Source organism: Afipia felis ATCC 53690 (assembly GCF_000314735.2).
GTDB classification, from domain to species: Bacteria; Pseudomonadota; Alphaproteobacteria; order Rhizobiales; family Xanthobacteraceae; genus Afipia; species Afipia felis.
Genome location: NZ_KB375270.1, coordinates 3,878,003 through 3,894,335, shown reverse-complemented (window position 1 = coordinate 3,894,335; position 16,333 = coordinate 3,878,003). Strand labels below are relative to the sequence as shown.

General features: G+C 59.7%; 11 protein-coding genes. 2 read left to right on the top strand and 9 right to left on the bottom strand.

Features of this window, described 5'->3' with window-relative positions; translation table 11 throughout:
* Window positions 1-34 precede the first annotated feature (34 nt).
* From HMPREF9697_RS18585 to fdnG, 3 genes are read right to left on the bottom strand one after another with little or no spacing between them, the layout of a single operon-like run.
* Window positions 35-706: a formate dehydrogenase subunit gamma gene (locus tag HMPREF9697_RS18585; protein ID WP_002718799.1), complete on the bottom strand. Its 672-nt coding sequence runs from the start codon at window positions 704-706 to the stop codon at window positions 35-37.
* On the bottom strand, window positions 703-1,641 hold the full coding sequence (gene fdxH / locus HMPREF9697_RS18580; RefSeq protein WP_002718798.1) for a formate dehydrogenase subunit beta: 939 nt from the start codon (window positions 1,639-1,641) through the stop codon (window positions 703-705). Before fdxH ends, HMPREF9697_RS18585 begins: the two co-directional genes overlap by 4 nt.
* A gap of 15 nt (window positions 1,642-1,656) precedes the next feature.
* Entirely contained in the window at window positions 1,657-4,731 is a 3,075-nt protein-coding gene (gene fdnG / locus HMPREF9697_RS18575; protein WP_147293870.1) for a formate dehydrogenase-N subunit alpha, read from the bottom strand.
* 478 nt (window positions 4,732-5,209) lie between these two features.
* On the opposite strand from fdnG, the gene HMPREF9697_RS18565 reads away from it, so the two are divergent.
* Together HMPREF9697_RS18565 and HMPREF9697_RS18560 are read left to right on the top strand one after the other, a co-directional pair.
* The gene (locus HMPREF9697_RS18565; RefSeq protein WP_244597821.1) at window positions 5,210-5,773 is read left to right on the top strand and encodes a TlpA disulfide reductase family protein; all 564 of its coding nucleotides are present in this window, start codon (window positions 5,210-5,212) and stop codon (window positions 5,771-5,773) included.
* Between the two features lie 24 nt (window positions 5,774-5,797).
* A complete protein-coding gene (locus tag HMPREF9697_RS18560) occupies window positions 5,798-6,904 on the top strand; it encodes a transglutaminase-like domain-containing protein (protein WP_002718794.1) in 1,107 nt (368 codons plus the stop codon).
* Between the two features lie 75 nt (window positions 6,905-6,979).
* Here HMPREF9697_RS18560 and HMPREF9697_RS18555 read toward each other — a convergent pair whose 3' ends face one another.
* The 6 genes from HMPREF9697_RS18555 to HMPREF9697_RS18530 form a co-directional block, all read right to left on the bottom strand.
* Window positions 6,980-8,584, bottom strand: a complete 1,605-nt coding sequence (locus HMPREF9697_RS18555; RefSeq protein ID WP_002718793.1) for a thiamine pyrophosphate-binding protein — start codon at window positions 8,582-8,584, stop codon at window positions 6,980-6,982.
* Window positions 8,585-8,683: 99 nt separating this feature from the next.
* Window positions 8,684-9,883 (bottom strand): L-2-hydroxyglutarate oxidase, encoded by a 1,200-nt coding sequence (gene lhgO, locus HMPREF9697_RS18550; RefSeq protein WP_002718792.1) that lies wholly within the window; start codon window positions 9,881-9,883, stop codon window positions 8,684-8,686.
* Window positions 9,884-9,959: 76 nt separating this feature from the next.
* A complete protein-coding gene (locus HMPREF9697_RS18545) occupies window positions 9,960-10,952 on the bottom strand; it encodes an ABC transporter substrate-binding protein (RefSeq protein WP_002718791.1) in 993 nt (330 codons plus the stop codon).
* Between the two features lie 532 nt (window positions 10,953-11,484).
* Complete coding sequence (locus HMPREF9697_RS18540; RefSeq protein WP_002718789.1) at window positions 11,485-12,432, bottom strand: dimethyl sulfoxide reductase anchor subunit family protein; 948 nt, start codon at window positions 12,430-12,432, stop codon at window positions 11,485-11,487.
* 9 nt (window positions 12,433-12,441) lie between these two features.
* The gene (locus HMPREF9697_RS18535; RefSeq protein ID WP_002718788.1) at window positions 12,442-13,200 is read right to left on the bottom strand and encodes a 4Fe-4S dicluster domain-containing protein; all 759 of its coding nucleotides are present in this window, start codon (window positions 13,198-13,200) and stop codon (window positions 12,442-12,444) included.
* Complete coding sequence (locus HMPREF9697_RS18530) at window positions 13,197-16,226, bottom strand: molybdopterin oxidoreductase family protein (protein ID WP_002718787.1); 3,030 nt, start codon at window positions 16,224-16,226, stop codon at window positions 13,197-13,199. Before HMPREF9697_RS18530 ends, HMPREF9697_RS18535 begins: the two co-directional genes overlap by 4 nt.
* Between the last annotated feature and the right edge of the window lie 107 nt (window positions 16,227-16,333).

The following is a 16,333-nucleotide window of genomic DNA, read 5'->3' as shown; positions in this document are numbered from 1 at the left end:
CGACATGCACATCATGCCGGCGCCGCATTCATTTTCAGTGCTTGGTCGTCGTGACCAAATCCTTCAGCCACTTGCGATGATGCCGCCAGGCCCAGCCGCCCGTGACCTGACCACGCGTCATCGCCCCGATCGTGCCGCGCACCCAGATGCCCGCGTAGACGTGAACGATCCAGACACAAATCGCTACAATCGCAGCCCCCGAATGCACCAGGACCGCAATCCGCCGCTGTTCGATAGTGAAATAGCTTGCGAAATACGCGTCCCAGCTAATCAGGCCGGAGACGATCAGAACGAGGATCAGGAGCGACATCGACCAGAACACCACCTTCTGCCCGGCATTGTATTTGCCGACTTCAGGCAGCTTGTTCTCGTCACCGGCCAACACGTCACGCAACCGGCTCAGCCAGACGCTGTCGTTCTTCTTCCAGAGATTGAGCCGGAAGAAACGGAAGAACAGCCCCATGAAGCTGAAGAACAGCACCACGCCGATCCAGGGATGGAGTGCCCGCGTCAACTGCCCTCCGCCGAACACACCCGTCAGAAAATAAAGGCTAGGGCTGTACAGTGCGAGGCCGGACAAAGCGAGCAGCACGAGGCTGATCGCCGTGATCCAGTGGTTGATGCGCGCGCCGACGGTATAGCGGTCGACGATGACTGGCTTGCCCGGGCGAACGCTGTCGCCCGTGTCGACTTCCAACTCGCTCATGGCTGTCTCTCCGTCAACCGCTCGGCGTTCTTCTCATCCTCCTCCGACACCCTGTTGGGGCCGGCGATGGCATGATGCAGGAATCCGATGGCGGCAAAGGCACCGATAGCGGCGAGACCGGCGTACTTGGTCACGCCCTTCCAAACCTCAACGATCGGACTGATCGATGGGTTGTTCGGCAGGTTGGCGTAGATCTGCGGCTTGTCGAGATGTTGCAGCACGTACATGACATGTGTGCCGCCGACACCCGGAGGATCGTAGAGGCCGGCATTGCTAAAGCCGCGCGACTTGAGATCCTTGATGCGGTGGTCAGCCCACTGCTTCATCTCGTCCTTGGTGCCGAACACAATCGCCTGTGTCGGACACGCCTTCTGACATGCCGGTCCCTGCCCGACCGCGACGCGGTCAACGCAGAGCGTGCACTTGTAGGCTTTGGAGTCGGCCTTCGACAGGCGCGGGATGTTGAACGGACACCCCTTCACGCAGTAGCCGCAGCCGATGCACTTGTCGTGGACAAAATCCACAATGCCATTGGAGTACTGCACGATGGCGCCGGGTGCCGGGCAAGCCTTGAGGCAGCCCGGATCCTCGCAATGCATGCAGCCATCCTTCCGGATCAGCCACTCGAGATTGCCGGTTTCGGCATTCTCGTACTCAGTGTAACGCATCAGCGTCCAGGTGTTTTCCGTCAGATCGTGCGGGTTGTCATAGACACCCGTATTGATGCCGACTTCCTCGGTGAGATTATTCCACTCGAGGCACGCCACCTGGCAGGCCTTGCAGCCAATGCATTTCGACACGTCGATCAGCTTCGCCACTTCCGTCTGCCGTTTGGCAGGCGGAGTGACGGTAGATGCCGAACGGCGGATCAGGTCCTGCTCGCCAAACTTCGCGGGAGCCGGCTTGGTGGTCGGGTTAGGAACAGGTGTAAACATGTCTTTGCCCTCCCTTTAAGCCACCGGACCCGGGATGGGTTCGATATTGACGAGGAACGCCTTGTATTCCGGCGTCTGCGAGTTCGAGTCGCCGATCGCGGAGGTGAGGCTGTTGATCGGTGAAGCCTTCTTGGTCTCGCCGATGAAGCCGAAGTTGAGCGGCAATCCCACCTGATGCACCGGCTTGCCGTCGATCATGAACGGCTTGAGGCGCTTGGTGACAACTGCCTTGCCCTTGACTTCGCCACGGTTGGATCTGATCCGGACCATCTGTCCGTGCTTGATCCCCTTCTCCTTCGCGAGTTGCTCGGAGATTTCCACGAAGAACTCAGGCTGCATGACCGCATTGGCATGCACACCCTTCGTCCAGTAGTGGAAATGTTCGGTGAGACGATACGTGGTGCCGACAATCGGGAAGTCCTTGGACGTGCCAAGCGCCTCCAGATCGTTCTTGAACGCCCGCGCCACCGGGTTGCCCTTGAGTTTCGGGAACACAAGGTTACCCACAGGTGACTCGAACGGCTCCATGTGCACTGGGAACGGACCGTCGGCCATCAAGCCACGAACCCAGAGACGCGATACGCCTTCCGCGTTCATGATGAAGGGTCCGACCGCACGGCTCGGCGGAATCGTCGGCACATAGTCCGGCACATCCGGCCCGGTCCAGCGTTCGCCGTTCCAGTACATGTACTTCTTGGCTTCGCTCCACGGCTTGCCGTCGGGATCTGCCGAAGCACGATTGTACTGAATACGGCGGTTAGCCGGCCACGAGAAGCCCCAGTTCGGATAGACACCCAGACCCGAAGGGTCGGAGTTGTCGCGCCGCTGGGCCATGTTGCCGGTCGGACCGTAGAAGCCGGTGTAGATCCACATGCAGCCGTCAGTCGAACCGTCGTCGCGCATCTCGCCGAAGCTGGCGAGCCGCTGGCCGGCGGCGCGAACCACCTTTCCGTCCGCATCCTTGAGGTCCACCAGCGCCTTACCGTTCAGTTCGGCCTGGAGTTCCTCAACGGCCGGGTGGAGCGGATCCTTGTAGCTCCAGTCCACCGCGAGGATCGCGTCCTTACCCTTGCCGCCATCCTTCTCGTACATCTTGCGCATGCGCACGAAGAGATCCGAGAGGATTTCAGTGTCGGTACGCGACTCGAAGTACGGATCGGCTGCCTTCCATTTCCACTGGATCAGGCGGCTCGAGTTGGTGACGCTGCCCTCTTCCTCCGCAAAGGAGGTCACCGGCAGCATGAACACCTCGGTCTGAACCTTGGCGGGATCGATATTGTTGAACTCGCCATGGTTCTCCCAGAACCGAACCGTGTCTGTCTCGATCGGGTCCATGCTGACCAGGAACTTCAACTTCGACAACGCTTCCCGGCTCTTGTTCGAGTTGGGAATTGCCATCAGAGGGTTGAACCCCTGACAGAGAAGACCGTTGGTCTTACCCTGATGCATCAGGTCGAACATCTTGATGCAGTCATAGATGCCGTCGAGTTTCGGCAGATAATTATAGCCGAACTCATTCTCCGGCTTCGCATTGGCTCCGAACTGCGTCTTCAGGAAGCTGACATAGAACTTGCGATAGTTCTGCCAGTAGCTGGTCTGGTTCGGGGTCAGTGGCTTGAAGGTCCGCTTGCCAAGATGCGACTCCAGCGTCGGCTCCTGTTCGGTCGGCAAGGCCAGATAGCCCGGAATCGCCGCCGTCAGGGTGCCGACATCGGTGATGCCCTGCACGTTGGAATGACCGCGCAATGCGTTAACGCCGCCGCCGGGGATACCGATGTTGCCGCACAGAAGCTGGATCATCGCCGCGGTGCGGATGTTCTGGGCACCGTGACTGTGCTGGGTCCAGCCGAGCGCGTACATGATGGTCATCGCCCGCTCGCCATTAGCGGTCGAAGCGACCCATTCGGCAACCTTCAGGAATTTGTCCTTCGGCGTGCCGCAAACCCGCTCCACCAGCTCCGGCGAATACTGTGCGAAGTGCTTCTTCATGAGCTGGAATACACAGCGCGGGTCCTGCAACGTCATATCGCGTATAGCGAATCCGTCAGGTCCGAACTTGTATTCCCATGAGCTGCGGTCATACGAACGCTTGCTCTCATCATAGCCCGTGAACAGGCCTTCGTTGAACGCGAACTCGTCCTTCACGATGAAGGCCGCATTGGTGTAGTGGCGCACATACTCCTTGTGGATCTTGTCGTTCGTCAGCAGATAGTTGACGACGCCAGACAGGAACGCGATATCCGATCCCGAACGGATCGGCGCATAGTGATCCGCCATGGCCGCCGACCGGTTGAACCGGGGGTCAACCACCATCAGCTTGGCTCCACGTTCGGCTTTCGCCTCGGTGACCCACTTGAATCCGCAGGGATGCGCTTCCGCTGCGTTACCACCCATAATCCAGACGAGATCAGCGTTCTTGATGTCCGTCCAGGAATTCGTCATTGCACCGCGACCAAATGTGGGGCCCAAACTGGCCACCGTCGGTCCGTGTCAAATCCTTGCTTGGTTTTCGATCTGCAACAGACCAAGGCCACGCGAGACCTTGAATGTTGCCCATCCACCTTCATTGGCTACCGAACTGCCGGCGAGGAATGCGGTCGTCAGCCACCGATTGACAGTGACGCCGTCGCGATTCTTCTCGACCCAGTTGGCGTCGCGATCTTCTTTCATCAGCTTCGCGATGCGCTCCATCGCGAAATCCCAACTCACCCGTTCGAAGCCGTTGCTTCCGGGCTTGCGATACATCGGGTACTTCACCCGCGTCTTTGATTTGATGTAATCGAGGGCGCCTGCACCCTTGGGGCAAAGTGTGCCGCGATTGACCGGATGATCCACGTCACCCTCGATGTGGGTGACTTCCATTTTGCCTTTTTCTTCCTTGCTCTCGGCAGAGAAGATCAACATTCCGCAGCAAACTGCACAGTACGGACACTGGCTGCGAACTTCCTTGGTCTGCGCAAGTTTGAAAGGCCGGATTGAAAGTGCATGGGCAACTTCGATTTCACCAAATCCAAGAGCGCCAAGGCTTGTTCCGACCAAACCCGCGCCGGCCCCGAGCATAAACGAGCGCCGCGACAGTTCCATATTCATGGAACGTTTCCTCCGAGTTGGCCCCCGCCGGGGGACAGCCGACTTTAGAGTTAGTCAAAACAGAAATATGCCCAGTTCAAGTGACTGTCAAAGCTACGGTTTTGTCAGTCACTGCCTCAACCACTCGAAGTGCTGCTACTTTTTACGTCTTGCTGCAAAGCGGCATCTCGTTGCGTCTGCTCAATTATCCATTCATTTAAAATGCACCTTTAGAGCTCGCGCGATGCTGACAAGGCAACGTTAAGTCATTTCGTCGCAGCACAGCTCGTTTGACGATGTGCTGAATACGCCCCAGAGTAGCGACGTGGCGGCGCAAACCGCTCCCGCGGGCCGGGGCCTTCAAATCAGACAGAACAAACGCGATATATTCGCGCAGCGCGGCAACGCATTTGTTCGAGGTGCGATATATTTAAAAGCGTGCTCTGCCTCTACCGTCCATTCTATTTTCACCTTTCGATCTATCGCTAGATTCAGCATCGTGCTTCTCGGTGTCGCCTGTGCGCTGGGCTGTTTTGCCATGCCAGCAGCAACAGCATCCTCCGAGGCTGCGTCGAGCAGCACACCAAACTCTCTGAAAATCTGGCCCGGAGACAAGAAACCCACATTCTTATTGGACGATTTGCACGGCGAACGACACGACCTACAAGCCTTCGCAGGCAAGATCGTTCTGGTCCACTTCTTTGCAACATGGTGCGAGTCGTGCGTCCGCGAGATCGGATCGTTGCAGCGGCTGGCTGCCGCGACTCACAATAAGCCGCTCATCATCGTCGCCGTTGACGTCGCCGAAGTTGACCTCCGCGTGCGGACATTCTTCGCCAAGCAGCCGGTCGACTTCGCGGTTCTGCTCGACCGCGATCGCAAGGTGAGCAAATCCTGGGATGTCAGCGCGCTGCCGACCACCTTCGTACTCGACGCTGCTCTCATGCCGAGGCTTTTCGTCGAAGGTGACCTCGATTGGTCCCGCCCTGACGTTCTAACTGCGATTGAATCTCTCAATCCCTCTGCAGGCCGACCACATCTCGGAACAATCCACGACAAATGACCCGAACATCCAAAGGAGAATATCATGCAACGGCGAGAATTCCTGAAGGGCACGGCTGCCCTTTCACTTGCGGCAACCTTCCCCGGCACAGCCCGCTCAGAAGTCGTGTTCGCACCAAAGCCCGGCGCGTGGCGGACGGTCGACCTCGTCACCAAGCTGGAGGTCGACAAGCCGGAAGGCAAAATGCAGGCATGGATTCCACTCCCCTCGGTCACCGAAAGCGAATGGATGCGGCCGGGCGATTCCACATGGGCTAGCAACGCCGCCAGCATTACGCGCGTGCGCGACGCGAAATACGGCGCCGAGATGCTGCACGTGATCTGGAAAGACGACGAGTTCATGCCGTCGATCGAAGTCACCAGCCGCGCCTCGATACGCGATCGCGCGATTGATCTCGGCAAACCCGGCAATGCCGCAACGCTCAGCGACGCCGAACGCAAGCTGAACCTGGAAGGCACCGACCTCATCCCGATCGATGGAATCGTCAAGTCCGTGTCCGACAAGATCGTCACCGATGCCAGGGCCAGCACCGACATAGAGAAAGCCCGCGCGATCTATGAGTGGGTCGTCGAAAATACGGCGCGTGTGGCTTCAACCCGCGGCTGCGGCGTGGGCGATGTCGCCGCGATGCTCAAGAGTGGCAATCTGGGCGGCAAGTGCGCCGATCTCAATGCCCTCTATGTTGGCCTCGCCCGCGCTGCCGGCGTCCCTGCCCGCGATGTTTACGGCCTGCGCGTGCTGCCATCTCAATTCGGCTACAAAAGCCTCGGTGCCGGATCAGCCAACGTGACCAAGGCGCAGCATTGTCGCGCCGAGGTTTTCCTCGAAGGTCACGGATGGGTCCCGGTCGATCCCGCCGACGTCCGCAAGGTGATGCTCGAGGAGCCGCCGACGAATCTCGCGATCAACGATCCGAAGGTCGTCGCCGCACGAAACACCTTGTTCGGCGCATGGGAAGGCAACTGGATCGCCTACAACACAGCGCACGATATCGCGCTGCCTGGAGCCAAGCATCCCAAGCTCGGTTTCCTGATGTATCCCCAGGCGGAACGGGCTTCGCTCCTGCTCGACTGCCTCGATTCAGATAATTTCAGGTACGCCCTGACGGCGAAAGAGGTAAAGGCGAGTTGAACACTCTCCACCGGCTGCATTTGCGCCGGGTGGTTTCGGCAATGACGGCTGCTACCATCATTGCCGATCAGGTAGTTAGTGCCCGGCAGGCGCCGGCGCGCCATCGATTATCACGTTGACGCATGCCACCTTGCCGCTCGCCACCGCGCGCGACAAAGCCGCGTCGAGTTCGTCCAGACGGGTGACATACTCGCCGTGGCCGCCCATCGCTGCAGTTGCGAGGTCGTAGCGCGCATCGCTCAGCTGACAACCGATCAGGCGATTGGGTCCGTATTCGCGCAACTGAATTTGATGCTCAGCATTCCAGCGCATGTCGTTGCCTATGACGATGACATAAGCCGCACCATGACGCGCAGCAGTTTCGACCTCGGCAAAATGGAAGCCAGCAGTACCGTCTCCCATCAGCGCGAATACCTTATGTTTGGGCTTCGCCAACGCCGCCGCGAGCCCGTAACACAGTCCACCACCGATGACGCCAGACACGCCATTAACAACGCGCTGATCGGCTGAAGTAATCGCCTGCGCCCACTGCCCGAATTCGCCGCCGTCGCAGACCGCGACTGAGCCTGCAGCCGACTTGATCTGGCGCTGCACAGCTTCACACAGCGCCGCTGAAGTGATCGGCTCGTTTCCTGCACCCGGCCCAGACGGATTGCGTACCGCCAATCGCTCGGCCACGCGCTTGCGCCATTCCGCATGACTCGTGGCTCCCTTGCCAAGAGCAGATAATTGGCTCGCCGCATCGACAGGGTCAGCGGCGGCGGCCATCTTCAACCTCGCGCCGAGATTCAGATACGCGCGGTCGAATTCACTCGTCTTCGCGTCGACGACGATCCAGCTCGCGTTGGGATGAAACGACTGAGCTGCACCAAATGCCATCGTGAAGTCGATCCTCTTGCCGAGGCTGACGATCAAATCGGCCTCGCCAAGCACCTTGCCGATCTCACCCAGCGAAGGATCCCTCAGCCCGCGCGGGCTTTCCATCACAATCACCGGCACATCGAGCGCGGACGCGAGACGTTCGGTCAAATCTCCGCTGCGGGTGCGGTTCATAGCTGGCCCGCAAATCAGAACCGGCCGCTGCGCCGACACGATGGCTTGCGCGATCCGTTTCGCATCCTCGTCACCCAACCATTGCGGCACCCGCGCGAAAGCCGACGCCGGCGGCACTTCGGTGGTCCCGGCATCGGCTTCGACCACATCAAAAGGCAGAGCGATATGAACCGGGCCGGGCCGGCCCGAACGCGCGGTGCGGATCGCACGCGCCGTCTCGTGTCCGAGCGCGGAAGCCTTGGTTGGGCGTACCGACAGCTTGGTCAACGGCGCGGTGACCGCACACTGGCTCATTTCCTGAAACGCGCCGCGGCCATCCTGCGCCACAGGCGAGTCGCCACTCAGCAGCAGAACGGGCGTTTCGGATTCACCGACGGAAAACAGAGGCCCCACTGCGTTCCCCAATCCGCCGCCGGCGGTCACCAGCGCAACGCCGACCTCACCGGTCAGTTGGGCATGAGCTTCCGCCATGAAAACAGCCGCCGCCTCATGCCGCGTGTGAACGATCTCGATACCGAGCTCGAAACATGCGTCGTAGACCGGCATGATCTGGTTGCCCGACAGCGAGAAAATCCGGCTCGTTCCGGCCGCTTTGAGCGTTTGTGCAAGAAGGTCCGCGCCGCGCATCACAAAGTCCCTTTCATGTTTTTCTTGTCCGAGCCGACAATTCGATCGTGGTCCTGACGATGTTCAGATTTCCGGAATACGACCTCTGTCACGTGATCGCTATGCCGAGGCCAGATCGAGCTGATCCACGATCTTCCTCGCAATGGGGATGGCCGATGTCGCCGCCGGCGATGGAGCGTTACAGACATGCATCTGGCGGCTGGTGTTCAAGAACAGGAAATCCTGCAGTAACGAACCATCGGCCATGACGGCCTGCGCCCGGATTCCCGCCCCCGGCTGCCCCATATCTGCGAGCGTCAGCCCCGGACAATATTTTCGACACAAGTCGAGATAGCGCCGTCGCGAGATGGAGTTTCCGAATTCGCTCAGCGCCGCACGATAGTGCTGCAATATCAGCCGCCAGAACCCGCCGAAGCTCGCCATGCTGAAGACATCGGGAAGGTTCACGCTACCTTTTGCGTAACCCTCGCGATGAAATCCAAGCACCGCATTCGGGCCGATGGTGATGCGGCCATCGATCATCCGGGTGAGGTGGATTCCAAGAAACTGCAGATCTGGATCCGGGACGGGATAGATCAGATGCTTGACGATCGAGGAGCGCGATGGCGGCAGCGTGAAATACTCCCCGCGGAACGGCACGATCCGATGCGTCGGATTGAGTCCGCCCATTCGGGCGATGCGGTCCGACTGCAGGCCCGCGCAAGCGATCAGCCGATCCGCAGTCAGCCGCTCACCGTTGCTGAGCGTGATGGAGACGTTCTGCCCGCCTTCTTCGATCTGCGTGACGGCAACGCCTGTCACGACCCGCGCACCGTTCTGCCGAAGCTCTTCCGCCATCGCCTCGCATATCTGGCGATAATCGACGATACCGGTGGTGTGGACGAGAATAGCACCATCGCCGGTGATATTCGGTTCAAGCTGCCGGAGACGAGAGGCTGAGACCTCTTCGATCGAAATATCGTTCTGTTTGGCACGACCAATCAGCGCCTGCATCCGCTCCATTTCGACGGCGTCGGTCGCGACGATGAGCTTGCCGCAAGTCTCGAACGGGATGTCGTGGGCCGTGCAGAATTCCTTGGTCGCCTTCTCTCCCTCGCGACAAAGCTGAGCCTTCAGCGATCCGGGAGCGTAATAGATGCCGGCGTGGATGACACCACTGTTGTGGCCGGTCTGATGAAAGGCGAAGCCATTTTCCTTTTCGATCAAGACCACGCGCGCCTTGGGATCCCTGCGCATGATTTCGGTCGCGGTGGCGAGCCCGACAATGCCGCCGCCGATGACGCAATGAGTATAGGACATTCCAGACAAATCCGCCGTTACCAACTTCAAAAATCGTGTACCGCGCCGCGATTACGCGGCGCGGTACACGCTCAACTCATGACCCATTCAAATCGTAAATCGCCGGGAAATAGACGTCCTTCCAGTTGTCGGTCGTCCGTTCAACAAGTCCCACCTTATTCATGTGCTTGAGAAAGGTGATCGTATTTTGAGGCGCTGCATCCCAGACCATCTTGGGATTCTTGAGAATGGCAAGAGCATCATCCTTGCTGAATTTCTTGACGTCCATCTCGATCCAGACCTTCGCGGCATAGTTGATATCCGAACGGATCATGCCCTGCGCTTCCTTCAGCGCGTCGACGAAAGCTTTCAGCAGTTTCGGATTTTGCTGAATAAAGCGGTCGGTCGCATAGGCCACGGCGATCGGATAAGGGCCGCCAACGGCATCGTAGCTGTTCAGCACCACGTGAACCCGCGGGTCCTTCAACTCGATATCCTGAAAAGGCGACTGGCCGAAATGAGCATTGATGGTGCCGCCAAGCATGGCCGCCATCGCGTCACCGTGGCCCATCGAGATCGTATAAGGGTCAACCGCAAAGGCCTTCGCCTCGCCCATCTGCTTGATAGCCGCCATCTGGATCATAACCGCCTGGTTCGAGATTTTAACGGCAGGCAGCGCTATCTTGTCACCCTCCGAAAAGTCGGCCAGCGTCTTCACCTTGGGATTTGTTGTCACCAGAAACTGCGGATGCGAGGAGATCGAGGCGATTCCCTTCACCTTGTAGTTGTTCTGGGTTTTCGACCAGATCGTCAGAAGCGGCGGAATGCCGCCCGTCGCGATATCGAGATTGCCGGACAGAAGCGCTTCGTTCATCGCGGAACCGCCGGTGAACTTCAGCCATTCCGTGGTGATATCGACGCCGGCCTGTTTGGCGTATTTCTCGAACAGCTTTTCGTGTTCCATCACCATCAGCGGCAGATAACCGACGCCCGGCTGCTTGGCGATGCGCACGTTGACAGGCGCGGCGAAGGCAGGCGCTGTCATAAGAGAGACAAGGCCTGCAGCGAATATCTGACGGATCCATTTCATGATATCTCGACCTCACTTTTGATGATTGGTTCTCGAGCGGACTGTTTACTTACGGATTGCGCGTGACTGGCAATCCCTTCCAGCAGTCAAACCCGCAGCCTCCTGCTCCGCGAGGCCGCAAATCTTCAGAAGAATTTCGGGAGAGAAAAAATGTCTGCATTGCGGGACAACATCCCGCATGACGAGCACCGTCATGTACCTGCACCCCTCCCAAGGCTTTCGGCGCAGCCGCCTTTGGCGATACTGCGTCATGTTCTGAGCTCCTTTTGCACTGTCGGTGCGGCGATTGGGTCCGCCATTCCCGTGCGAAAGTCGTCAGACTTCTTGTTTGATGATCCTAGCGAAGAAATTGTTGAGCGATACAGAATAATTTTGAATTCGCGCGATACGAACAGGCTTGCGCCGCGTGGCGCGTATCGACATCATCATGCATCAACGAAGAAAGCGCCGCTACGCCGCGAGTTGGGGGTCGCGGCGTGCGACGTTTTGGCTTCGGATCGATCATCTCAGAACGATCAATCCGTGAAATGCATCACGCAGCACGCGCGCCGTAGAACAGCGTCACGACGTGACGCGCCTCCGCGAAGAATAGCCAGCGTTCGACCAGCACGCCTAGCGCGGCCAGCAGAACCGCGACCACCAGCGTGATCGCAGCAGCAGCGCCGCTGATCAGGATCGCGATCAGCACCAGAACGAGCGGGGCAGCGAACAGCGCGAGCAGCGAAATGCTGCGCAGCTTCTCGGCATGTTTGCGGGCGATGGAGAAACCCATTTCGCGCATCAGATAGTTTTCTTCGGTATGCGGCGCTTCGAACAGACGCACCTTGCCGATGTTGCCGAGACCTGTCGCACTCTCCGGGCTGCTCGGATGGCGCGTTGTCGAGATGAAACGCCAGTAACTCAGCTTGGCGATCAGCGCCGCAAGACCCGCGACCAGTACGACGATATCGACGCCCTGCGAGCCGTGGCCGAGCAGATGCAGAATCGTGGCCAGCAGCAGCGCACCACTATAGAGACCGAGGGCGAGATAGTTCGGCACCACATAGGCGTTGTGCCACTGGTGAATAGTTTTTAGCGACGCATAGATCATCGCTGTGCAATAGATCGTAACGAGCGACGCGACCGCCGTGATGAGGCCCAGCGCCACCGCAAGCGCGCCCGGCGCGGGCGAGATGATCCATGCCAGCAGCAGCAGGCCCGCCGGAATATAGGTCACGAACGAGCAGACGCCCTCGCGCGAAAGCCAGGACGTGCGCCATTGCGAGAACGCGCGCCACGCGCGTTCGGGGCGACCAAGATGAAAGGTCGAAGACAACAGCCCGACCGTGACCAGCGCAAGCGCGAGCGGCAGCACGACGAGTGCGAGCAGACGATCTCCGGGCGTTCCGGAGAATGCCGACATCAGGCCGTACCAGACGAGCAAGCCGTAGCCAGCGCCGGAGGCCGTGGTGAAAACGATGACGGAGAGTGCGGGATGCATCGTTTCACCTCACCGCGATAGGACGCGATCGGCCCAGCGAAGCAAGGCTGCGCCTTTGCCTTCTGAGGCCGTCTTCTTCGCCACGATATCCACGAGCGAAATGTCGTTCTGCGAACCGCACGAACCGTTCTTGCGCGGCCGCGGCGGCAGATAGCGGTTGACCGGCTTGTAGCCGAGCTCCGGCATCAGCTCATAACCGCCACGTTCGGCAACAAGACGCGAGACATCGGAGTCCGGATCGCCGAGATCGCCGAAATGCCGGGCACTTGCCGGGCAAGTCGCGACGCAGGCCGGGACGCGGTCCTCCTCGGGCAAATTCTCGTTGTAGATCTTGTCGACACACAGCGTGCACTTCTTCATCACGCCGTCGTCCTCGTCGAACTCGCGCGCGCCGTAAGGACATGCCCACGAGCACAGCTTGCAGCCGATGCAGGTATCCGCGTTGACGAGAACGATGCCGTCCTCGGTGCGCTTGTAGGAAGCGCCGGTCGGACACACGGTGACGCAGGCCGGCTCCTCGCAATGCAGGCAGGAGCGCGGGAAGTTCACAGTCCGCGATGCCTCGCCCTGCCCCGCTTCATAGGTGTGGACGCGGTTGAACCAGACACCGTCGGACTTGCTCTGGAAATCGCTGAGCGGGCCGGAATGACCGCTCGCGTTCCACTCCTTGCAGTTCACCGCGCAGGCATGACAGCCGACGCAGGTGTCCAGATCGATGACGAGTCCCAGCTTCTTCTGGCCGGGCACAGGTGTGGGAAGCGACGTCACTTTGCGGCTCCTGATGATTTGCGGGCCGGAAGCGGATCCCACGGATTCTTGCGGCCTTCAGCGTCGAAGCGAAGCACGGCCGGACGCTCCGGCATGTGCGGCGGACGCTTGAGCACCGGGAATTCCGGCAGCGGCGTATGTTCGGAGGCGGCGGCCTTCTCGACGCGCACGCGCACGTCGTACCAAGCGGCTTGCCCGGTTACCGGATCGGAGTTGGAATGACGATAACCGTCCTTCTCGGGCAACAGCTCGGAAATGACGTGGTTGAGGAGAAAGCCCTCCGTACCTTCCGGTGCACCGGACGGCAGATTCCATGCACCCTTGCGCTTTCCGATCGCGTTCCACGTCCATACCGTGTTCGGGTTGACGCCCTCCATGGTACGTACCGGCACGCGGATGCGACCGTGATAGCTCGTCACCCAGACGTAATCGTCGTCAGCGAGGCCAAGCTTCTCTGCCGTCTCACGGTTCATGTAGAGGAAGTTCTTCGAGAATATCTGGCGTAGCCAAGCGTTCTGCGAGTGCCACGAATGGTACATCGCCATCGGACGCTGGGTGATCGCCGAGAGCGGGAATTCGGTTGCCGACACTGCCTGTTCTTCCAGCGGCTGGTACCAGATCGGCAGCGGATCAAAGTAATTCTTGACCCGCTCGCGGTCACGCTCCGGCGGCTGGATCGGGCCATGCCCTTCCGCGGCCAGCTTAAATTTCTGCAGCGGCTCGCTGTAGAGATGCAACACGATCTGGTTGGCGCTGTCGATCATGCCGAGCTTCACGGCATGTTCGAGATAGTTCTTGTTGCCGTGTTTGAAATAGACTTCGTCGTGCGGCAGCTCGAGCCGCCAGAAGCTCTTATTCTCGATGTAGCGATCGAGCTGGTTCTTGTTCGGCGCACCCTTGCCGGGCGTCTCGCCATCCTCGCCGCGGAAACCGGCCAGCGGACCGATGCCCGGCTTGCGCTGGTGATTGACGATATAATCGGGATAGCCGCCGGGATATTTCGGCGAGCCGTCCTCATTGGTGAAGCCCGGCAGCTTGAGGCGCGCGCCGAGTTCGATCAGCACATCCTGGAACGGACGCACATCGCGGTCGGGCTTCAGCACCGGACGACGGATCGCATCCGCCGGGCCATGCGCGCTCCCGATCGGACGATCAAGCAGCGAGATGCAATCCCAGCGCTCGAGATAGGTCGTGTCCGGCAGCACGAGGTCGGAATACGACACCATCTCGGATGCATACGCGTCCGAATAGATGATCTTCGGAATCTTGTAACTGCCGTCCTCGTTCTTGTCGGTCAGCATCTGCATGGTGCCGGCCGTGTTCATGGACGAATTCCACGCCATGTTGGCCATGTACATGAACAGCACGTCGACCGGATAAGGATCCGCCGCCCATGCATTGTGAATCGCCATGTGCATCATGCCGTGAGACGACAGCGGCGCTTCCCACGAATAGGCCTTGTCGAGACGGATCGGGCCGCCCTTCTCATCGACCAGCAGGTCTTCCGGCCCCATTGTGAAGCCGAGCGGCATGCCGTCGAGTGGCGTATTCGGCGCGCTGGTCTTGCCTGCAGGCCGCGGGCCACCGGGGAGCGGCTTCGGATACGGCGCCTTGTAGCGCCACGAACCGGGGGTATCGACCGCGCCGAGCAGCATCTGCAGCACATGCAGCGCGCGACATGTGTGGAATCCGTTGGAGTGAGCCGAGATGCCACGCATGGCGTGCATCGCGATCGGGCGACCAACCATCTTCTCGTGACGACGCCCAGCCCAATCGGTCCATGGCTGATCGAGCACGACCGGTTCGTTGAATGCTTCGGCAATCTCATTGGCAATGCGACGGATGCGTTCCGCCGGCACGCCACAGCGCTCCGCAACCGCTTCCGGCGAATATTCGTCGCTCATATAGCGGTCGGCAAGCAGCTGGAATGACGGCGTCACGCGACGACCATCTTCGAGCTGGAAGTTTCCGACGATCGCGGGCGAGAAATCCGTACCGCTGGCGGGGACGGCCTTGCCCGTCTTGCTGTCCCACGCGAGTGGTGCACCGCTGGCGTCACGTGCGAACAGGCCGTGGTCGGCGCCGCCCGGATTCTGTACAACAAGCCACGTCGCATTGGTGTAGCGCGCAAGAAAATCGAGATCGACGATATCCGCGTGCAGCAGGCAGTGGATCAGCGCGAAGACAAAGAGGCCGTCGGTGCCGGGGCGGATGCCGACCCACTCGTCCGCAATCGCGGAATAGCCGGTCTTGACCGGATTGATCGACATGAACTTGGCGCCGCGCTTCTTAAGTTCGGCAAGACCGATCTTGATCGGATTGGAGTCGTGGTCTTCGGCGACACCGAACAGCATGAAGTATTTGGTGTGCTCCCAGTCGGGCTCACCGAATTCCCAGAATGCGCCGCCGATCGAATAGAGACCGCCCGCCGCCATGTTGACCGAGCAGAAGCCGCCATGCGCGGCAAAGTTCGGTGTGCCGAACTGCATTCCCCACCAGCCGGTGAGTGATTGGCTCTGGTCGCGCCCGGTGAAGAAGGCGAGCTTCTTGGGATCGGTGCTGCGGATATCGCCCAGCCACTTGGTCGCGAGACTGAGCGCTTCCTCCCACTCGATCTCCTTGAATTCGCCGCTTCCGCGCTCGCCGGTGCGCAGCAACGGCTTGCGCAGCTTGGCGGGGGAATATTGCTGCATGATGCCGGCCGAACCCTTGCCGCACAGTACGCCGCGATTGACCGGGTGATCCTTGTTGCCTTCGATGTAGCGAATGCGGCCGTCCTTGATATGGACTTTGATGCCGCAACGGCAGGCACACATGTAACAGGTGGTGTACTTCACCTCGTCGCCAACCACGGGCTGGGTGTCGACCACCTCTGGCGGACCCGCGAGCATTTCCAGCATATCCCGCTCGGCGGGCGCCTGCTGCTGCTCGGCTTCGACATCGCGATTGAGCATGAGGCCCCTGTGGCCCGCTGCATCCCCGATCAAACTCATCCTGGTCCGACCTTCCTCATTTGGACCGCCCATCGGCTAATCCGAGTTTCCGATTAGAACGAGTCAAAGGCGCATTTTCAACGTAAAATCAAATACTTATCGATTGATTTTTACGAACGAACCGATCGCCTGAGGCGATT

What these genes read in the sequence shown, in the direction of transcription:
- HMPREF9697_RS18530 (WP_002718787.1), bottom strand. Translation starts at nt 16,226, where the DNA reads ATGGGCGGTCCAAATGAGGAAGGTCGGACCAGGATGAGTTTGATCGGG.
- HMPREF9697_RS18540 (WP_002718789.1), bottom strand. Translation starts at nt 12,432, where the DNA reads ATGCATCCCGCACTCTCCGTCATCGTTTTCACCACGGCCTCCGGCGCT.
- fdxH (WP_002718798.1), bottom strand. Translation starts at nt 1,641, where the DNA reads ATGTTTACACCTGTTCCTAACCCGACCACCAAGCCGGCTCCCGCGAAG.
- lhgO (WP_002718792.1), bottom strand. Translation starts at nt 9,883, where the DNA reads ATGTCCTATACTCATTGCGTCATCGGCGGCGGCATTGTCGGGCTCGCC.
- HMPREF9697_RS18585 (WP_002718799.1), bottom strand. Translation starts at nt 706, where the DNA reads ATGAGCGAGTTGGAAGTCGACACGGGCGACAGCGTTCGCCCGGGCAAG.
- HMPREF9697_RS18560 (WP_002718794.1), top strand. Translation starts at nt 5,798, where the DNA reads ATGCAACGGCGAGAATTCCTGAAGGGCACGGCTGCCCTTTCACTTGCG.
- HMPREF9697_RS18545 (WP_002718791.1), bottom strand. Translation starts at nt 10,952, where the DNA reads ATGAAATGGATCCGTCAGATATTCGCTGCAGGCCTTGTCTCTCTTATG.
- HMPREF9697_RS18555 (WP_002718793.1), bottom strand. Translation starts at nt 8,584, where the DNA reads ATGCGCGGCGCGGACCTTCTTGCACAAACGCTCAAAGCGGCCGGAACG.